Genomic DNA, 17,020 nt, shown 5'->3' with positions numbered 1-17,020 from the left:
TAATTGATTTACATCTCTTTCCTTTTAAGTACCCGCAGCGCAGCTGCTACGATTGCGTCTGCATTCAAGCCATATTTATCCATCAATGCACTCGGTGGCCCCGATTCACCGAAGCTATCATCCACAGCCACATATTCCTGGGGCCTCGGCATTTTCTTTGTCAGCAATTGTGCGACACTATCGCCAAGTCCACCGATACGGTTATGTTCTTCAGCGGTAACGACACATCCGGTTTTAGCAATAGAATTCAGTATCGCATGTTCATCCAAAGGTTTGATGGTATGGATATTAATGATCTCGGCGTCAATACCCAAAGTTTCCAACTCTTCGCCCGCACGGATGGCTTCCCACACAAGATGCCCTGTCGCCAATATAGTCACTGCAGTGCCTGGATTCAGCATCACGGCTTCACCAATCACAAATTCCTGATCTTCGGGCGTAAAAACCGGCACCACGGGACGACCAAATCGCAGGTAAACTGGCCCCTTATGTTTAGCAGCAGCTAGTGTCGCGGCCTTCGTCTGGTTATAATCGCAAGGATTGATAACAGTCATTCCAGGAAGCATTTTCATCAATCCGATATCTTCCAATATCTGATGGGTTGCTCCATCTTCACCCAACGTCAGACCAGCATGCGAAGCTGCTATTTTTACATTTTTATCCGAATAAGCAATTGATTGCCGAATTTGGTCGTATACTCGCCCAGTTGAAAAATTAGCAAACGTTCCTGTGAAAGGTATTTTTCCACCGATGGTAAGTCCAGCCGCGATTCCCATCATATTTGCCTCTGCAATCCCTATCTGAAAAAAGCGTTCAGGAAAGGCTTTGATAAAATCGTTCATTTTTAGCGAACCGATCAGGTCGGCACATAGTGCGACCACATTTTCGTCCTGCTTTCCTGCTTCAAGCAAACCGGCTCCAAATCCCGAACGCGTGTCTTTTGACTCTGTATATGTATATTTTTTCATGTTAATCTATTTCAAAATCCTTTGCGTATTAGGCGATATAATCCCCCAATGTTTCTGCATTCTGATTTAAGGCCAAGCTTAGTTGCTCATCGCTGGGAGCAATGCCATGCCATTTATGTGAACCCATCATAAAGTCGACGCCATTCCCCATTTCCGTATGTAACAACACCATTACTGGCATGCCTACGCCAGTTGAAGCTTGAGCTTTTCGAAGTCCCGAAATCACCGATTCAATATCATTTCCTCGCATAATTTCAATAACGGTCCAGCCAAATGCCATCCATTTTCGCGGTAGATCGCCCAGCGAAAGCACATCATTGGTAGCGCCATCAATCTGAGCGCCATTGTAATCTACAATGGCAATCAAATTGTCCATTTTGTTATGCGCGGCATACATAGCCGCTTCCCATACTTGGCCTTCCTGTAATTCGCCATCCCCCATCAATGCATAAACTAAATGATTGTCATGGTTTAGCTTTTTAGCCTGTGCAGCACCAATAGCGACAGAAAGCCCCTGTCCTAAAGACCCTGAAGCAACACGAATACCAGGAAGTCCTTCATGCGTCGTGGGGTGTCCCTGAAGGCGTGAATTGAGTTTTCTGAAGGTGGAAAGTTCATCGACCGGAAAATAATCTGCCCGTGCAAGAACACTGTAAAAAACGGGAGATATATGTCCATTGGAAAGGAAAAATAGATCCTCTCCTATGCCGTCCAAGTCAAAATGGTCGTTTCTCTGCATCAACTCAAAGTATAAGCACACCAACAATTCGGTACAACCCAACGATCCTCCGGGATGTCCTGACTGGCATCCATGCACCATTCGGATTATATCTCTCCGTACCTGCTTAACAATAGCTTCTAAATTATGTATACTATGTTTTGTCATGACCATCTCAATTGTTACTTTGCGCAGCAACGCGTTTATGATCAGCTAAAAATTGCGCTAGTCCACTATCCGTTAACGGGTGTTTTAATAGTGAAAAGATCGCCTGCAAGGGCCCTGTCATCACATCTGCGCCTATTTTGGCACAACCCAGAATATGCGCACTGTGGCGTACCGAAGCCGCAAGAATCTGGGTTGGGAAAGCGTAATTATCAAATATCGTCCGTATTTCGCGGATCAGTGCCAGCCCATCGACAGATATATCATCCAGCCTGCCCACAAAAGGTGACACATAGGTTGCTCCGGCTTTAGCGGCTAAGAGCGCCTGACCAGCTGAAAATACTAAGGTACAGTTGGTCTTAATTCCCTTAGTACTAAAATATTTGATCGCTTTAATACCATCTTCGGTCATCGGGACCTTAACCACAATCTTATTGTCTAAAGCCGCCAAGAGCTTACCCTCTTCAATCATTGAACTGTAATCAGTTGAGATCACTTCAGCACTTACATCACCGTCTACAATATCACAGATAGCTTTGTAATGTGCGTGAACATGAACCGTTCCTGCAATTCCCTCTTTTGCCATCAGCGAAGGGTTGGTCGTTACACCATCTAGGACACCTAAATTCTGAGCCAAGCGAATCTCACTAAGACTTGCTGTATCGATAAAAAATTTCATTTTTTTTAGTTGATTAGTTTTGTATTCGCTAGCTCCCTAGCGATTGGTTATAAGACAAAACTATTGTTTTCAGGTAGATAGGATTGCAACAAATAAAAAAAAGAAGGGTAAAAATGTTTAAAACAGCATACCCTTCTCAAAAAATAATCTAAAACAACCTTTTAACAACTATTATATACCGCTCACACAGACGCGCTTTTCTGCGATTGAATATATTCACTCGGCGTCATCTGATACTTCGCTTTGAAGACTTTTGTAAAATAGTTTGGATTGGCAAATCCCGTTTCATAGGCAATTTCAGAAATAGACTTATCACTTTTCTCTAACAGGCTCGCAGCCTTTTCTAATTTTACTGAACGGATAAAATCTACGGGTGACATACCCGTAAGTTCCAATAATTTGTTATACAGGGAGGCTCTGCTCATCAACGTATGAGCACTTAACGCTTCCACCGATAATTGTGGATTGTCAACATTATCGTGGACATACTTGAGTACCTTTTGTAAAAATTTATCCTTTTCGGATTCTATAGTGACTTCGGGAGCCAAAATAGATACCTGTTTACTATAGACTTCCTTGAACGCCTGATTTAGCTGCAACAAGCTGTTAACCTTAGCGACTAATACATCCATATCAAAGGGCTTAGTCAGGTAACCGACTGCTCCCGACTCAAGGCCACAGACAAGTCCATTATCGACATGTGAAGCAGTCAGTAAAACGACCGGGATATGTTTTGTCCGTTTATCCTGGGCAAGCTTCTGAGAAAATTCCATACCATTCATATAAGGCATCTGAACATCGCTCACCACGAGATCGGGATGATGAAAAAGCGCCTTTTGCCAGCCGTCCTTCCCGTTAGTAGCTTCAATAATTTGATAATGTTCTTTTAAGGACTCGTAGAGATAATACCTAAAATCTTCATCGTCTTCAATAATCAGTACTAGTGGACTCTGCCTAAGTTCAGCTGGCTGTACCGCCGTTATCGCTTCACAATCGGGCACCTCTTCATATTGCGGTTCAGCCTGATCCAACCACAGATCAAATTTAAAGACACTGCCGCTGCCCGGTTGGCTGTCTACAGAAATCTCACCACGGTACATCTGAACAAATGATTGGGCAATTGATAGCCCAATTCCAGAACCTTGACTTGCCACTTTACCCTCATTATCGTATTGGAAAAAGCTTTCAAATATGGACTTTTGAAGCTCCTCCGGAACACCGATACCTGTGTCACGAACTTCAAGATTGACATGAAGCTTTTTGTCGACCATATTTGCCATTGTTATACTTACGGCGATATCCCCGCCCTTTTTTGTAAATTTAAAGGCATTATAGATTAAATTAAATAAAATACGTTCAATCTTATTGCGGTCAAAACGGCAATACAATTTTTCCTGACAGGGAATAAAGGAATAATCTATACCTTTTTGTAAAGCCATGTCCTGAAAGGAGCGGTATACTTCCTGTACAAACGACACCAATTCACCATCCTCGTCCTGCAATTTTAGCTCATGGTATTCCATTTTACGAAAATCGAGTAACTGATTGACCAAATTCAATAGCCGGCGGGCGTTGCGGCTGATCAAATTAAGCTGATCGCCCAGTTTGTTATCTTTACTTTTGGCCAATAACGCATCGATGGGTCCCATGATTAAAGAGATTGGTGTGCGAAATTCATGACTCAAATTGGTTAAAAACCTGATCTTCATCGCATCCAACTGATGTTTGGTCTCAGCATCTCTTTTTTGCTGTTCAATAAGCTGCCTCGCCTGAATACGTTCCTGCTCCAGCGCAAATTTTTGCTTTAACTTTTGAATTCCTCGATGCCTGATAGACAAAAGTACCCCAGCAAAGGCAAACACATAAAATAAATAAGCATAAATTGTACGCCAAAATGGTGGTGCAACGTGAATAGCTATCGATTTAATTTCCCTGTTCCAAATGCCATCATTGTTACTTGCACGTACCTCAAAGACATAATCTCCAGGATCTAAATTAGTGTAATAGGCGCTGTTTTCCTTTCCGTTTCGAATCCAGTTTTTGTCAAAACCGACAAGGCGGTACTCATATTGGTTATCTTCGGGCACGGTGAGGTTAAGTGCAGCAAAAGAAATGGAAAAATTCTGCTTATACTTCAGGTTGATACGATCCGCAGTCAAGAGCGATTGTTGTATTGGACCTTTGTTTGAAGGTTGAATAACCACATTGTCAATTTTTAGATCCGTTAGTGCGACCCTGGCAGGATTACTATTCGTTTTTAAATGAGCAGGATAAAAATGGTTAAAACCCTTCTGACCGCCAAAGTAAATTTCACCATCATCTGTTTTCAACGATGCTCCAAGCATAAAAGCCCCTTCTTGTAATCCTACGGCATTTGAATAGTTTTTAAACTTATTATTTGTCGGAGAGTAACAACTCAATCCTTTATTCGTCGAAAACCAAATCCGCCCCATATCGTCTTCAATAATACTCTGGATCGCGCCATTCACTAAACCATCTTTCTCGGAAAGAGTTTCAAACAATGTCTTCCCTTTTCGTAGCAAACCCACCCCATTTCCATTTGTTCCGACCCACAAATTCCCCTTTTTATCGGTATGTACAGCTAATATATAATTGCTTGGAAGCTTACTTTTTGCTTTATCATAAGTTATAGTATGTCGTTTAATAGGGTCGTACATCACTAGACCCGATCCATAGGTACCTATCCACATGTTATGTTCTTCATCTTCCGCCAGCGCACGTATAAAATTCCCAGGCAACTCGATCCCATCATCTGACGGCTCCGCTCGCTTGTATTTTTTGACAATCCCGCTTCCCTTTTGGATGATGTTTATACCACCTCCATTTGTCCCAACCCAGGTGTCTCCCCGGAAGTCAACTTTTAAACAAAAGATGTCGTTATTATTTAAGTTGTCTGTCCTATTGCCAACGGTGTATCGTTTGACATTTCCAGAATTGAAATCATAACAAACCACCCCTTGCTGATAAGTACCGATCCAAAGTTGATCGAGCTTTCTTTCCAAGGCTAGTACCGTAAGATCTTTAGGCAGGCTAGCAGAAAGTGTAAAAGGTGACAATCGATCAGCTGTTCGATCATATTTCCAAATACCACCACCATCAACTCCCAAAAAGATCTTATTTTGATAAGCAGCAAACGAGGTTACGATGGCCGGATCGCCATTCCTTCCTTCCAAAAAGTCAAGACTTTTTAAGCTGAACTGGCTTAAATTGGTATCAAACTTATTTAAGCCACCCTGAAAAGTACCAATCCAATAGATCCCGCTGCTATCCATACAAATCGACCGTATCGATTTATGAGAAAGGCTATGGACATTACTTGGGTCCGGCTTGAAGGTCCGAACGGTAAAATTATTGGTATTCAATACATCGAGACCATTATCCGTTCCGATCCATAATTCCTGCTTTTGATTATAGCACAAGGTATAAACCCGGGGGCTGCTCAACGCTCCTTTTCCGACCTCCGATTTAAATTTCTTGAATTCGGTATCTCCAGGCGTCAAATATTTAAGTCCTAGCATAGATCCCATCCAAATCCTGCCTTTATCATCTTCCACAATGGAAGTAATATCAATACCATTTCCATAACCATCCTGTTCCGAAAGAACCTCAAAACGCTTTATGGTCTTTAAGTTTGCTGATATACGGAATATTGCGTTCTCCGACGATACCCACATATTGTTATTTCTATCCCGGAATACGCAACCCGTTACTTTACCAGCAAACGTTTCCAAAATGTATCTATAGGTGGGATCCATCTTCTTTTGTAGATTATCTACATCCAAAACATATAAAGCACCGTAAGAAGCAATCCAAATATTTCCATTCGCATCCTGGTCAATCGAATTGATTGCAGTACTCACCCATTTACCATCAGGCGTAAGATTATAGGAGCGAATTCGGTCGGCTTCCCGATCATAATAACTCAATCCACCACCGTTCGTACCAATCCATATCCTCCCCTTTCTGTCTTCCTTTAACGCAGAAATATGGTTAGCCATTAAACTATTCTCCTTATTGGCGTCATACCGGTATACATTGTAATGACGTCCGTCGAAGCGATTAAGTCCATCCTCTGTTCCCAACCAAAGAAAACCATAACTGTCACGACAGATGCTATAGATAGTATTGGAAGAAAGGCCGTCCTTCGAATAATAGCGTTGAAAGGTTACGGGTTGGTTTTGCCCATAAGAAAAAAACGTCAACAACAGCCAAGTAAATAACAGTAATGTCCGTATCATATATTTAGGTGTGTAATCTGCAGCACAGAAAATCGATGCTGAACTGTCAACTAAATTATCAAATTAATACCTACTAAACTAGTCGAAACGATTATTTATGCTGTATGGATGGCAATTTTTGACATTATTTTCCTTCATTTAAACATTCTTGCTATCCAAAAAATTTAACATTGGCTAGCTTTGATTTACAATTATAAACTGATTTGAAAGGCATCTCCTAGTGTTGGAAATTGCATCTCAACCATGCAACCGGTTGCGAAACAGTTATAATAGAGAATTTAACCAATTATAATATACAATTTATGACAGTATCTGATGATCCTTGACTGTCCCCTCATATCTATCAATATGAGCTAAGGGGATAGGGATACAAAAGTATCACGCCAATTAAAGAACATTTAACCAATAATTCTTCAACCTATTTATCAATCCAAAAATGCGATGATGATTACATATAAAATCACACGAGTAAGGCGTTGGAAAAAGCTATGGGGTATAGCTAAACCATTCACTTTACTGCTTTTCCTACTTTACGTGGGGCAAGCAACACTCTTTGCACAGGCCAAAAGACAGATAAAGGGCATTGTCGTCGATAGTAACCATAAAAAAGTGAGCGGTGCATCCATTCGGGTAAAAGGCACATCGCTGGCCACGGCTACTGATGATAATGGAGCTTTTACAATCCAGGTCCCGGCAGATAATACTTTGTTGACTGTTTCTAAGCTAGGATATGGCAAAATAGAAGTCGATATCCACAATAAAAACACCATTGAAGTACAGTTAACCGATCAGTCAATCGAAATCGAAGAAACGGTAGTTGTCGGGTACGGTCGTCAGAAAAAGGAAACCGTTGTAGGAGCTATTACGCAGACTTCCGGTAAAATTCTTGAGCGCGCAGGAGGTGTTTCCAGCGTAGGTGCCGCACTGACAGGCAATCTACCGGGCGTAATTACCACTGCAAGTACAGGTATGCCTGGTGAAGAGGATCCTCGTATCGTGATCCGCGGCCGAAGCACGTGGAATAATACCGACCCTTTAGTGATGGTCGATGGTGTGGAAAGGCCGTTATCCGCGGTAGATATCAGTTCTATTGAAACAATCTCTGTACTAAAAGATGCCTCGGCAACTGCTGTCTATGGTGTTAGAGGGGCAAACGGCGTTATTTTAATTACCACTAAGCGGGGTAAAGAAGGACAAATGATGATAAGGGGTACCGTCAACAACATTGTAAAGACCGTTTCCCAGCTTCCAGGCAAAATGGATTCTTATGATGCATTGATGCTACGCAATAAGGTGATTGAGTATGAATTGGGCATCAACCCTACAAGTTGGGCCGATTATTCACCGCAGGATATTATCAATAAATATCGTTTTCCGGTAGATCAAACCGAAAGAGAACGCTATGTAAATACCGATTGGGCGAAGGAACTCTTTAGAAGTCAAGCGTTTTCACAAAACAGCAGTATTAATATTGCCGGTGGCACCCCATTTGTCAAATACTTTGCTAACGCGGATTACCTCTATGAAGGCGATATGTTCCGCCAATTTGAAAACGCCAGGGGTTATAAAGCAGGCTATGGCTTCAACCGCCTTAATGTGCGCTCGAATCTGGATTTCCAGCTTACGCCAACGACCAAATTTTCAACAAATCTAGCGGGCTCCCGTGGTGTCCGAAAAAGTCCATTTGGCGGCGGCAACAATTATTCCTATTGGATTGCAGCCTACACCGTAGCTCCCGATGTAATATATCCACGATATTCGGATGGTACCTGGGGATTCAATGCGCCAAATCCGAATGCGGGAATAAACTCCGCACGTGTACTGGCCATCAGTGGAACAGAGTATACAACCACAAGCCGAATCACAACAGATTTTACACTAGAACAGGACCTCAAATTTTTGGCAAAAGGACTTAATGTGCGTGGAACGCTGTCACTGGACAACACCTTTGTGGAAGCCAACCGCGGTATCAACGACGCGAATAATAACACACAGAGCAAGTGGATAGATCCCAAAACTGGACTTCCGACTTACCAGATCCCTTTCGATGGCACCAATAGATTTGATTTTGTGGAAGGGATTGACTGGACAACAGGAGCAGGATTTGTTGACGACAGACTCACTTATAGAAGATTATTTTATCAGTTGCAATTAAACTATGCAACTACCATTGCTCAAAACCACAATATTTCGGCTATGGGATTAGTCAACCGTAATCAATACGGAAGAGGCAGTACTATTCCCTCCTATCGGGAAGACTGGGTATTCCGCACAACCTACAACTATAAAAACAAATATATGCTCGAATATAACGGTGCTTATACCGGTTCAGAAAAATTCGCACCTGAAAATAGATTTGCTTTTTTTAACTCAGGAGGTATTGGTTGGTTAGTTTCAGAAGAAGAGTTTTTAAAACCATTATCCTTTTTGAGTATGTTAAAGCTGCGTGGTTCTTATGGTGATATTGGTGACGACAGTGGTGGTGGGCAATTTCTCTATCTTACGCAATGGGCTTATGGCGGTACTTCAGGAATGGGTGTCGACGGTCGGTTCTCCTACTCCGATGGAAATACCAGTCCGTACATCTGGTATAAAGAAAATATACTGGGAAATCCAAATATCCGCTGGGAAAAAGTCAAGAAGCTAAACTTCGGTGTAGATTTTGGACTTTTCAATGGACAAATCTCCGGAAAGGTAGATTTCTTCAAAGATCATAGGACGAATGTACTTATTACCGGTAGCGGACGGTCGATTCCATCCTATTTTGGTGTTGAGGCCCCAACGGCCAACCTTGGAGAGATAGAAAATAAAGGTTATGAAGTCGAACTTAAATTTAATAAGCAACTCAATACCGCATGGAGAATATGGGCTGATATTAATTTTACCCATGCTAAGGATAAAGTCATCAATGCTGATGCAGCTGAATTGCTACCAGAATATCAGAAACCGGATAACAAACAGGTAAATCAAACCTATTCCTACGTGAGCTCGGGATATTACAATACTTGGGACGAACTTTATGGCAGCACCATTCACGAAAGCAATGACCTTGCAAAGCTTCCCGGTAATTATCACATCTTGGATTATAACGGTGATGGTATTATTGATGCCAAGGATAATATACCTTATGCCTTTCCTTCGGTTCCCCAAAACACATACAACTGTACAATTGGCTTCGACTGGAAAAATTTCAGTGTCATGACGCAATGGTATGCTGTCAATAATGTCACCCGGCAGGTTGTCTTCAATAGTTTCTCGGGACAGCTTAATCTGGCCTACGATGAAGGCTCCTATTGGTCAAAGGATAATATCAATGCCGATGTGCCACTCCCACGCTGGCTATCGCAACCGAGCAGTTATAACGCCGGCAACAGGTATATGTTTGATGGCTCATACATTCGATTAAAGACCGCTGAAATAGCCTACAATTTTAATCGTGAATCGAGCGTAATCAAGCGCATGGGGCTACAGAATCTGCGCCTATTCCTAAACGGCAACAACTTGGTATTCTGGTCGAAAATGCCCGATGACCGAGAATCCAATTATGCCGGTACAGGCTGGGCCTCCCAAGGAGCATATCCTACTGTAAAACGGTTTAATCTAGGTGCAAACATTACTTTTTAAAGCAATTAGACAGATGAAAAAATATTTCAAGGTAATCTTTATAACTGGTGTGCTGTGGTCATCCACATCATTACTCTCCTGCAATAAATATCTAGATAAAGAAGAGCAGTCCAACGTATCATCCAAAGAAGCATTTAAAAATTTTATAAACTTCCAGGGGTACACCGAAGAGCTGTATAACTGTGTAGTCAATTTCAGCAACAACTACTGGACCAACTCCTGGAACTGGGGCGAAGATGAAATAACTTCCACAGCAAACAATTTTCATTTCGTCAACAAAATAGACGAAGGTAATTTTTGGGGTTGGCAAAGAGACTTTGATGGTTGGGGTGCCGGTTGGATGGATCAGGGTGATTTCACCACCAAAAACGACGATGTATTCGCCAACCGTGCCTTCCGCGACCTATGGAGCGCCTCATGGTTTGGGCTTCGCAAAATAAGCTTAGGCTTAGAAAACATCGATAAACTGACCGAAGCAACACAAGAAGAAAAGGATCTGATCAAGGGGCAATTGTTATTTTTCCGAGGTTGGTTTCACCACCGGCTGATGGAATATTTTGGCGGTATGCCCTACATTAATTATGTACTTCCGAGCGACGAAAAGCTCCGGTTACCACGACTGAGCTATCAGGCCTGTGCAGATCTTGCCGCAGCCGATTTTAGGGAAGCGGCAAACCTTTTACCCATCGACTGGGACAATACTACTGCCGGAAAACGTACGCTGGGTAAAAACCAGTTGCGCATCAATAAGATCATGGCACTGGCCTACCTTGGCAAAAACTACCTTTGGGCAGGTAGTCCGTTGATGAACTTTCAGTCTACAGGAAGTAAAACCTATCACGCCGATTATTGTAAAAAAGCCGCCCAAGCCTTTGGCGAATTGCTTTCTCTGGTCGAAAGCGGCCAGACAAATTATGCGCTGGTACCGCTAGCGAATATCCATTTAAACTTTTATACTACCGGACAAAACTGGGCCATGCCCGGCAGCACAGAAGCTATTTTTAGAGGGCCTTACATTGATGCATGGGCATCTAACTGGGGGACGAGCAAACAATATATCCCATTGGAGGTCGGAGATGGCGACCTTAAGTTCAATCCAACCGCAAATTATGTTGACTACTATGGCATGAAAAGCGGTTTACCGATAAAGGACATTACTAAGTCCGACTCGGAGTCGGGATATAATGCCGAATATCCTTGGAAAGATCGGGATCCACGTTTTTATAAGGATATCATCTTTGACGGCACAAAAGTAGTTCAGGGCAACATGTCCGCATCAGAAGAAAAAAACCGCAATGCCAACCTATATACAGGCGGAAGCTATCGAGATACCCGTACCGGTAGTCAGACAGGCTACGTCTTACGTAAATTTATCCCTTTGACAGCCAATAAATATGACCAAGCTTATAGTTACGGAACCACGCTCCATATTTACGTCCCTTACATGCGCCTTGCCGATGTTTATCTGATGTATGCAGAAGCTGCCATGATGGCTTCCAATTCGGCTACGGGCAAAGCAGATAATTATGGTAAAACTGCGGTCGACGCAATCAATATCGTACGCGACCGGGCTGGCGTGGGACATGTGGACAGTAAGTTTCTCGGTTCTGCCGAATCCCTGCTTCCCGAGTTACGCCGCGAACGTGCTGTCGAACTTTCTTTCGAAGGGCACCGCTTTAATGATCTGCGCCGCTGGTTGTTATTGACCGAAGCGCCTTACACCTTAAAAAAAGCGGTTTCCTTTGATCGAGCAGGCGTATTTAACAACCAAGATCCGTCTCAAAATCGCGTCGTCAATATTCAAGAGAATATCATTTTGGAGCGCAAATTCACGAGCAAACACTACTGGTTGCCACTAAAAGTCAGAGATGTCAGTATGTATCCCGAGTTCTATCAGAACCCAGGCTGGTAACAAGTTTTCATTTAATCATTCAAAAAATGAAGTACAAAAAATTAACGATAGCACTATGTCTTGGATTAAGCTCGATCGCCACCACTGAAGGAATGGCCAAAGCATCACATGATCCAAACGCTATAACAGATAAAAATATATTCCGGAAATTTTTGACAGTCGCAAGTCCAGACAGTAGCGGCGCAGATAGTACATCAATTGTACAAGTCGCATTCCGCAAAGTTCATAAAAATGATCTCATGGGCAATGTGCAGACCATCAATATTCCTCAATTGCTCGATAAGAGCTATAATACCTACAGTCTAGAAAATCTCGACGCATTTATTCCAGGTTATAATGGAAATATTTGGGGAATGAGCGGTTATCTGGTCTTAGTGGATGGATTTCCGCGCGATGCCAACAATGTGATGCCCACAGAGATCGAGCAGATCAGTGTGCTAAAAGGAGTCAATGCCATTGCACTTTATGGGAGCCGGGCGGCCAAAGGCGTCATCAGCATTAACACAAAACGTGGAACGGCCGGGGGGCAGAAGATCAAAATCAGGGCGAATGCTGGTATCAACGCTGCGATAAGCTATCCGCAATACTTAGGCTCAGCAGAATATATGACATTGTATAACGAAGCCCGACAAAATGATGGGTTAACACCGCTTTATAGTGCTGAAACGATCTATCAGCATGCAGCTGGAACAACCCCCTTTCGCTACCCTAACGTCGATTATTATTCATCGGACTATATTAAAGATCATTACAACCGCTACGATGCGACTGCCGAAATATCGGGGGGCAACCAGCGGGCGCAATACTATACCAACTTTGGATTCTGGTCAGAAGGTTCTATGCTCAATTTTGGACAAGCGAAAAAAAATGGTGGTGCCAATAGATTTAATATGCGCGGTAATATAGATGTCAAAGTCAGCGACCTCATCTCATTAAATGTAGATGCAGCAGCCAGTTTCTATGTTTTAAAAGGAGTAAATGCAAACTATTGGGATGCAGCGGCCACGATACGGCCACATCGCTTCTCCCCACTCATCCCGATTGATATGATTGAAGAAGGAGACATCAACTCGATGGTCTATGTCAACAACAGTAATTTTCTTATCGATGGCAAATATCTCCTGGGGGGAAGTCAGCTTGACCAAACCAATGCTTTTGCAAATATTTATGCCGGTGGCACAAATCGTTATCTCAACCGGCAGTTTCAATTTAATACGGGTTTGAATTTTGACTTGAAAAATATACTGCAAGGCCTTGTTTTTAAAACTAACCTCGCCGTGGACTATCAGTCAAATTACAACCAGTCTTACAACAACAATTATGCGGTGTATCAGGCTTCATGGAATAACTACGATGGAAAAGATCGAATCAGTAGCCTCACAAAGTATGGCGATGACCGCATTTCAGGTATCCAGAATATCAGCGGCAGTACCTATCGGCAGACCATCGGACTCAATCCCTCCCTAAACTTTAACCGCACCTACAATAACAACCACCATGTTTCGGCAATCCTTTTGGCCAATGCATTTCAGATCGCTGCCTCCGGCAGCTATCATAAAGTCAGCAATGCTAACCTAGGACTACAATTAGGCTACAACTATTCAAGCAAATATTATGTTGACTTTAGTAGCGCTTACAGCCACTCTGCAAAATTACCACAGGGAAACAGGCAAGCCCTATCCCCAACACTGGCACTTGCCTGGCGTTTGTCAAAAGAAAACTTCCTCGCCAACAGTAGTATCGTCAACGAGTTAAGATTGTCCGCTTCAGCAGGTATTCTAAACACCGATCTGGACATTAGCGATTATTTCCTTTATCAAGGCTATTACACCTACAACGACGGAGCTTGGTATAGCTGGGCAGATGGTGCATTGGTGCACTCTTTTGACAGACGAAGAGGGGACAATCCAAGCATGAAGTTTCCAAAACGCAAGGAATTTAACGTCGCCCTGGAAGGAGGACTTTACGATAACCTGATCACCTTCACTACCGCTTACTTTTTTAATCGTATGAGCGGCGGTTTGGTACAGGCCACAACCCAATATCCCATGTATTTCATGACAGGTTGGCCTGTTTACTCGGATCTTCCCTATATCAATTATAACATTGACGAACGCCGGGGAATTGACTTCGGCATCAATCTGAACAAACAGATCAACCAAACTTTTGTATCGCTGGGTTTCAATGGCATGTATTATACGACAAAAGCAGTCAAGAGGGACGAACTCTATCAGTTTAGCTATCAAAATAGAGCCGGAAAACCGCTCGATGCATTATGGGGTTTACAGCACGACGGTTTTTATATGAGCCAGTCCGATATCGACAATTCGGCCTTCTCCTCATTTGGGGAAGTAAAGCCAGGGGATATTAAGTATAAAGATCAAAATGGAGACGGCACCATCGATACACGAGACGAAGTATATTTGGGCAAAGGCGGATGGGCGGGGTCGCCACTTACACTAGGACTGAACCTAACAGTGAAATGGAACAACTTTACCCTATTTGCAGCTGCTACAGGCCAATTCGGTGCCAAGGCCATGAAAAACAGTTCATATTTTTGGGTAGATGCAGAGGATAAATATTCGGTGGCCGTGCGTGACCGCTGGACCGAGTCGACCAAGGAGACCGCAACTTACCCACGCCTAACCACTTTCAACAGCGATAATAACTTTCGAAGCTCAGACTTTTGGCTTTATAAGAGCGATCGTATCAATCTGTCCAAAGTGCAGCTTTCCTACGATTTTCCCAAACGTATACTCAGCTCCAAATTTATCCATGAACTGGGAATTTATGCTAATGGATCCAACCTGTTGATGATTGCAAAAGAGAAAGAAACCATGCAATTGAATATTGGACAAGCGCCCCAAACCCGATTTTTCAACGTCGGTCTAAAGGCTTTATTTTAATCATGAATAGTTAAAAAGAGAATGATGAAAAAAATACTAACGATAGCTATCCTGAGCAGCCTGTTATTTTCTTCCTGCGAAGATATGTTTGAGCCGGCTCTAGAGAACAATCTCGAAATTGAAACAGCCAATAGCCGTCCTTTGTATGCCCAGGGACTGCTCCTAAATGGATATAACCGGATTCCGAGCAACAGTTACAGCTTTGACGATGTAGCAACCGACAATGCCGTGAGCAACGACAAGAACAATACTTTTCTAAAAACGGCAACCGGACAGTGGACAAGCATAAACAACCCTTTCGATCAATGGCGAAACAGCTACGCAGCCATACAATATTTAAACAATTTTCTGTCCTTAACCGATCAGGTAGAATGGGCAATGGAACCAAAAGTCAGCGCCCTATTCAACGACCGGATGAAAGGCGAAGCCTACGGTCTTCGTGCGCTATTTATGTTCCATCTCCTACAAGCACATGCCGGCAAGTCAAGTACAGGGGAAATACTGGGCGTACCTATTCATTTGACTCCCGAGACCGTCAATTCGGATTTCAATCAACCTCGAGCTTCATTTGAAGCCTGTATGCAACAGTTGTACGATGATATAAAAAATGCAGAAGACCTACTACCAATGGATTATGAAAATATAACTAGCGATGGTCAGGTTCCAGCCAAATATGCAGGATCTATAAACGCCAATGATTACAATCGTGTATTTGGCGCTACATTTAAACTACGGATGACCAAACGCATCGCACAAGCTATTCGAGCCAGAGCAGCGCTTCTGGCTGCAAGTCCAGCATACAGTGAAGGGAGCAAAACCACTTGGGAACAAGCCGCAAACTATGCAGGACAGGTCATTCAAGCCAAAGGTGGAGCCAGTGGCATCGATCCTAAAGGATTTACCTGGTACAATAAAGATGTGGTCGATGGCGTGACCTCCGGATCCAATCCGGCCGAAATTCTTTGGCGCACCGACAAAGGAAATAGCAATAGTATGGAGCAAGACCATTTTCCGCCCACACTATTTGGCAGAGGGCGACTCAACCCGACACAGAACCTGGTCGATGCCTTCCCCATGGAGAATGGATATCCCATTGGCGATGCCAATTCGGCCTATAATACGGCCAATCCTTACGACAAAAGGGATCCCCGATTGAAAACCTATATCATTGTCAATGGAGCAACAGCGGGGGTCAGCAATACAGCGATCAATACAACAGCCAATAGTCCAACAAATGACGGCTTAAACAAAGTGGAAACCTCCACACGGACGGGGTATTACCTGAAAAAGCTCCTACGTCAGGATGTCAATCTCAATCCATCATCTTCAACCCAGCAAATGCATTTCAACGCACGTATACGCATGACAGAAATGTATCTAGCCTATGCCGAGGCTGCTAATGAAGCTTGGGGACCTACCGGCATGGGAACCTTTACGTTCTCTGCATACGATATCATCAAAGCTATCCGCAGGCGTGCAGGTGTAGGCACCAACAATGGTGATCCATACCTCGAGCAAGTAAAAAACAATAAAGATCAAATGCGGCAGCTGATCCGAAACGAACGCCGACTGGAGCTCTGCTTTGAAGGGTTTCGCTTTTGGGATCTCCGCCGTTGGAAAATGGACATCAATGTCGCCGCCAAGGGAATAAGCATCACTAATAATAACTATACCGAAATACCTGTAGAAAATAGAGTCTATGAAAACTATATGAATTATGGCCCAATCCCCTACAGTGAGGTACTTAAATACAGTAATCTTATACAAAATATAGGTTGGAATTAAACTT

Annotated in this window: 8 protein-coding genes; 4 read left to right on the top strand and 4 right to left on the bottom strand. The window is 43.1% G+C overall.

From position 1 onward, the window contains the following. Nucleotides 1-8 precede the first annotated feature (8 nt). The 4 genes from B3E00_RS06815 to B3E00_RS06800 all read right to left on the bottom strand — a co-directional run bounded on the left by B3E00_RS06815 (nucleotide 9) and on the right by B3E00_RS06800 (nucleotide 6,789). A complete protein-coding gene (locus B3E00_RS06815; protein ID WP_209574970.1) occupies nucleotides 9-968 on the bottom strand; it encodes a transketolase family protein in 960 nt (319 codons plus the stop codon). A gap of 28 nt (nucleotides 969-996) precedes the next feature. Continuing rightward, nucleotides 997-1,854 (bottom strand): transketolase, encoded by an 858-nt coding sequence (locus B3E00_RS06810; RefSeq protein WP_293937800.1) that lies wholly within the window; start codon nucleotides 1,852-1,854, stop codon nucleotides 997-999. Between the two features lie 7 nt (nucleotides 1,855-1,861). After that, nucleotides 1,862-2,530, bottom strand: a complete 669-nt coding sequence (gene fsa, locus B3E00_RS06805; protein WP_209574973.1) for a fructose-6-phosphate aldolase — start codon at nucleotides 2,528-2,530, stop codon at nucleotides 1,862-1,864. Nucleotides 2,531-2,712: 182 nt separating this feature from the next. Next, a complete protein-coding gene (locus B3E00_RS06800; protein ID WP_293937798.1) occupies nucleotides 2,713-6,789 on the bottom strand; it encodes a two-component regulator propeller domain-containing protein in 4,077 nt (1,358 codons plus the stop codon). 441 nt (nucleotides 6,790-7,230) lie between these two features. On the opposite strand from B3E00_RS06800, the gene B3E00_RS06795 reads away from it, so the two are divergent. The 4 genes from B3E00_RS06795 to B3E00_RS06780 are packed head-to-tail and all read left to right on the top strand — an operon-like array spanning nucleotide 7,231 to nucleotide 17,016. Further along, a complete protein-coding gene (locus B3E00_RS06795) occupies nucleotides 7,231-10,413 on the top strand; it encodes a SusC/RagA family TonB-linked outer membrane protein (RefSeq protein WP_293937796.1) in 3,183 nt (1,060 codons plus the stop codon). Nucleotides 10,414-10,426: 13 nt separating this feature from the next. Beyond that, nucleotides 10,427-12,325, top strand: a complete 1,899-nt coding sequence (locus B3E00_RS06790; protein ID WP_209574978.1) for a RagB/SusD family nutrient uptake outer membrane protein — start codon at nucleotides 10,427-10,429, stop codon at nucleotides 12,323-12,325. 26 nt (nucleotides 12,326-12,351) lie between these two features. After that, entirely contained in the window at nucleotides 12,352-15,231 is a 2,880-nt protein-coding gene (locus B3E00_RS06785; protein WP_293937793.1) for a SusC/RagA family TonB-linked outer membrane protein, read from the top strand. A 21-nt stretch (nucleotides 15,232-15,252) separates the two neighbouring features. Next, nucleotides 15,253-17,016 (top strand): RagB/SusD family nutrient uptake outer membrane protein, encoded by a 1,764-nt coding sequence (locus tag B3E00_RS06780; protein ID WP_293937791.1) that lies wholly within the window; start codon nucleotides 15,253-15,255, stop codon nucleotides 17,014-17,016. Nucleotides 17,017-17,020: the final 4 nt, after the last annotated feature.

The sequence above is a fragment of the Sphingobacterium sp. UBA5996 genome (assembly GCF_002429765.1).
In the GTDB taxonomy this organism is placed as follows: Bacteria; Bacteroidota; Bacteroidia; order Sphingobacteriales; family Sphingobacteriaceae; genus Sphingobacterium.
Note: the sequence above shows the minus strand (reverse complement) of the source record. Positions and strands in the feature narration are given on the sequence as shown.